5 protein-coding genes and 2 pseudogenes are annotated in these 3898 nt (G+C 72.1%); 2 read left to right on the top strand and 5 right to left on the bottom strand.

The genetic code is table 11. The features are described from left to right. Positions 1–329, top strand: a pseudogene (locus QZT59_RS01840) (ABC transporter permease); the annotation flags it as partial. Next, the gene (locus tag QZT59_RS01845; protein ID WP_290810531.1) at positions 326–955 is read left to right on the top strand and encodes a nitrous oxide reductase accessory protein NosL; all 630 of its coding nucleotides are present in this window, start codon (positions 326–328) and stop codon (positions 953–955) included. The pseudogene QZT59_RS01840 and the gene QZT59_RS01845, both read left to right, overlap by 4 nt. A gap of 69 nt (positions 956–1024) precedes the next feature. Here QZT59_RS01845 and QZT59_RS01850 read toward each other — a convergent pair whose 3' ends face one another. The 5 genes and pseudogenes from QZT59_RS01850 to QZT59_RS01870 form a co-directional block, all read right to left on the bottom strand. Continuing rightward, positions 1025–1696 carry a cytochrome c biogenesis protein CcdA gene (locus tag QZT59_RS01850; RefSeq protein WP_290810535.1) on the bottom strand — a complete coding sequence of 224 codons (672 nt, stop codon included), beginning with the start codon at positions 1694–1696 and terminating at the stop codon, positions 1025–1027. Continuing rightward, positions 1693–2265, bottom strand: a complete 573-nt coding sequence (locus tag QZT59_RS01855; protein ID WP_290810538.1) for a thioredoxin family protein — start codon at positions 2263–2265, stop codon at positions 1693–1695. Before QZT59_RS01855 ends, QZT59_RS01850 begins: the two co-directional genes overlap by 4 nt. After that, positions 2265–3077, bottom strand: coding sequence for an SCO family protein (locus QZT59_RS01860; RefSeq protein ID WP_290810540.1), 813 nt, complete (start codon positions 3075–3077; stop codon positions 2265–2267). The genes QZT59_RS01855 and QZT59_RS01860 overlap by 1 nt, the downstream gene beginning before the upstream one ends. A gap of 216 nt (positions 3078–3293) precedes the next feature. Next, positions 3294–3624: pseudogene (locus QZT59_RS01865) on the bottom strand (FAD/NAD(P)-binding oxidoreductase); the annotation flags it as partial. 62 nt (positions 3625–3686) lie between these two features. After that, positions 3687–3898, bottom strand: a 212-nt coding sequence (locus QZT59_RS01870; RefSeq protein WP_290810544.1) for a helix-turn-helix domain-containing protein, incomplete at its 5' end; no start/stop codon positions are given.

Genomic DNA, 3898 nt, shown 5'->3' on the forward strand with positions numbered 1-3898 from the left:
CGACGGTGACCGCCGACAAGGCCCACGCGCTCGGCGTCGCGCTGCTCGTCTGGGCCTGGTTCGTGCTCTTGCACGACCTCGTCGCCATCGGCGCGATCGCCGCGTTCGACCTGTCGGACGCCGCCCTCTCGGCGATGATCCTCGCCAATCCGGTCGACATCTTCCGCGTTCTGGTGCTGGCACAGCTCGACGTCGGGGGCCAGGCCGGGTTCGCGGCCGTCCTCGCCCGGACGAACCTCTCGACGGGCGTCCTGGCGGGCGCCCTGCTCGCGTGGATCGTCGTCCCGGCGATCCTCGCCTCACTGCTGATCCGGAGACGAAACGTATGATAACGTCCACCGATTCGAACCGAGCGGAATCGAACCACCGACCGACTCGCGGCATCGTCCCGACGGCCGAGCGCGACGTCGAGCAACCGCGCAGGGCGGTCCTCGCGACGATCGCCGCCGCGCTCCTCGCAGGGTGTCTGAGCGAAAACGGGGGCCCGGCCGCCGCTCCCGATCCGGTCACGATCGACGAGGACGCGCAGTGTGACTACTGCGGGATGGTCGTCGCGAACCATCCGGGAACGAACGCGCAGCTGTTTTACGACGGCGATCGGTCGGAAGACCGGGACGGCCCGGCCCGGTTCTGCTCGCTCCCCTGCGCCCACAAGTTCCACGTCGAGCGAGACCGGCTCGGCTGGGAACTGCTCGCGCGGTACGTCACGGATTACTCGGTCGCGGACTACGAGCTCGCCGACGACGCGTCGTCCGTCTCGAGTCACCTCGAGGCCGAGACGTTCGCCGCGGCCGAGGACCTCACGTACGTCGTCGAAACCGGCATCGAGGGCGCGATGGGTCCGGAGTACGTCCCGTTCTCGGACGCCGACGAAGCGGCGGCGTTCGCCGCCGAGCACGACGGCGCCCGCTACGACTGGGAGACGCTCGAGCGCGACGTGCTCGCCGACGAGTGAGTAGCCCGCGGCGGTTCGGACCGCCCGGGGACGCGGCGCGAGCGAGCGCTCCCTTCGCGCGCTCGGCCGTCACAGCGCGTACTCCACCGCGTAGGCAACGTACAGCTGCCCGACCCCGGCCAGCACGATGACGACGCCCGCCACCCGCTCCAGGCGATTCCGGTGCGCGGACACCCAGCCGCCGCCCGCCGAGAGCCCGGTGCCCGCGGCCACCGTCACCGCGACCATCAGCGCCGAGACGGTAGCGACGTAGGCGCCCCCCACGAGCGCACCGCCGGCGCCGGACAGCGACAGCCCCAGGCCGCCGACGGCGAGCAAGATTGGCGCGACGCAGCCGGCGGAGGCCGCCGCGTAGCCCGCGCCGAAGGCGCCGAAGCCGAGCACCCCCGTCCGGCGCTCGGGGAGGCGGATCGAGAGCGTCGGCGCGCGGTCCAGGACGATCAGCGCGCCGAGGACGATCAGCGCGACGCCGACGGCGGGCTCGAGGATCCGGAGCGCGTCGGCCGCGAGCTGGCCGACGACGAACGTGGCGCCGAGGAAGATTCCGAGAACGAGGAAGACGCCCGCGCCAGCGGTGAGCCCGCGGGCCAGCGAGCCGGCGAGGGTCGCCTCCCCGCCGGTCTGCTGGACGTAGAAGCCCACGTACCCCGGAAGGAGCGCGTAGGCACACGGCGAGAAGAAGGTGAGGACGCCCGCGTAGACGGCGAAGCCGACGGCCGCCGCGAGCGAGGCGTCGCTCATCGCTCGCCGTCCCGGGCCGCCTCGACGGCGTCCACGAGCTCGTCGGTCGTCGAGACGCCGACGTGGGAGTAGCGCTCGACGCCGTCGGCGTCGAAGACGACCGTCGCCGGCACCCCGGCAACGTCGTGGCGCACCTGCAACTCGGCGGTCTCGTCGGAGCCCACCGGCCACTCGCCGCCGCCGTGGTCCTCCCACCAGTCCTCGACGTCGGCCGTCGTCACCTGGCCGTCGTCGCCGACTCGCTCGGTGGTGACCGACAGAAACTGGACGTCGTCGCCGACCCGACCGTGGGTCTCGGTCACGTCCGGGAGCATCTCCCGACAGGAGCGACACCAGGTCGCGAAGAACTTGACGACCGTGACTCGATCCTCGGTCGGCACGTCGACGGGCTCGCCGTCGCTCCAGGGAAGGGAGAGCGTCTCGACCGCGATCGGCTCGGAGACGTCGTTCGATCCGCCCGCGCCGTTGCCGTCGCCGCCGATCGACGGCGGTCCGCGGACGGCGACCGCCCCGCCCGCCGCCAGCAGACCCAGGCTCGCCGCGCCGGCCAGCGCTTCCCGACGCTTCATCATCCCTCCAGGACCGCGAGCGCGTCCGCCTCGATCTCCGACGGCGGAACGGCCGTCGCCTCCGGGTAGGCGCGCTCGACGACGCCCCGGTCGTTGGCGAGCAGGATCAGGTTGTAGTGGGTGAACGTGTACTCGTGGTCGTCGTCGCCCTCGTCGCCGTCGCCCTCGTGACCGTCGTCGTCATCGTCACCGTGTTCGTGGTCATCATCGTGGTCGTCCTCACCGCCGTCGTCGCCGTCGTCACCGTGGTCGTGCTCGTGATCGAGCTCGTCCGGATCGACGCGCTCGATCGGCAGTCCGAAGTCCTCCATCACGACCTGCTCGGCGCGCTCGGGCGTCTCCGGGCGGAGGAAGTACCAGTCGTCGTCGGTCGGATCGATCCCGAAGGCGTCGGCGTGGTCGGCGAGCACGTCGGCCGTGTCCCGCTCCGGATCGAAGGTGAACGCGAGGAAGGCGGCGTCGTCCTCGCGGCCGACCTCGCGCAGGGCTTCCCGGACGTGGACGAGCCGCTGCAACAGGGCCGGACACGCCCCGTCGGGGCAGTTCGTGAAGACGAACGTCGCGACGACCGCGCGCTCGTCCCGGAACCGCTCGTCGGTGATCACCTCGTCGCGGATCGGGTCGGGAACCTCGAAGGACGGGAGCTCGTCGCCGTGGATCGGGTGCGTGGGCCGGCCGCGGGGCTCAGACGGTGCTCCGAGGACGGTGTCGCCGTCGTCGCCGCGACCGAGGCCGCCGATTCCGTCGAGACACCCCGCGACGGCGGTCAGCCCGGCAGCCCCCGCCGCGCCGAGGTACGCTCGGCGATTCATGGCCGACCCTCTGAGCCCGCGCTATAAAGGGCTATCTCGTCGTTCCCGACGCGTGGGAACCGCGGCGGATCGCAACCATCGCCCCGCCAGTCCCGGTGGGGTGTTTTAAGCCGCTCGTCGCGCGTACTCCGCGAACGGGGGTCCAGTTCGGCCGGGTGCGAGCGGTCCGGGAGTCGTCGCGCGCTCGGCCGGTCGGCGACGTTCCGCGATCCCCGCCACGCCCGTTCGCGCCGCGCCCAGGTCGAACGCCTTGTCGATCGCGGTGCCGGCTGTGCCGCCGGTCGGCGTCCGGTCGCCGGCGACCGTTCTCCCGATCGCCCGGCCGGCGCGGTTGGCGGTCAGCGCGAGCGGGAGTAGTCGGGCTCGCCCGTCACCACATTCGTCGCCTCGGCGCAGTCGCCGGCGGCGTAGGCATCGTCGAGGTTCGTGCGGCCGTCCTCGCCGGTCGCGATGGCGCCGCGGGGCCGAGCTCGATCCTCGCCTCCCTGGCGAGCTCGACGTTGGGGGCGACGCCGACGCCGACGATCGCGAGATCCGCCGGGACGACGCCGTTTTCCAGTCGAGCGCCACGCTGCCCAGCACGGGCGTGGCGATTATCGAGGGTCGCGCTCAATCCAACTCCGCCGACCGCGAGGCGTCCGGAGACGAGACGCCTAACGGACCGTCCGTCCGGGTCCCGAGCGTCGCCCGGACGAAGCGGCCGACGTTGGTGAGCACCTTGTTCTCGGCCTTTCGGAGGTGCTCCTCGTAGGTGGAACGAGCCACGGACGTCCGCCCGGCCAGCTCGCTCACCGACGCCTTCCGCGGCTGTTCGTAGTAGC

This window comes from Halovivax sp., assembly GCA_007119345.1.
Classification (GTDB): domain Archaea; phylum Halobacteriota; class Halobacteria; order Halobacteriales; family Natrialbaceae; genus Halovivax.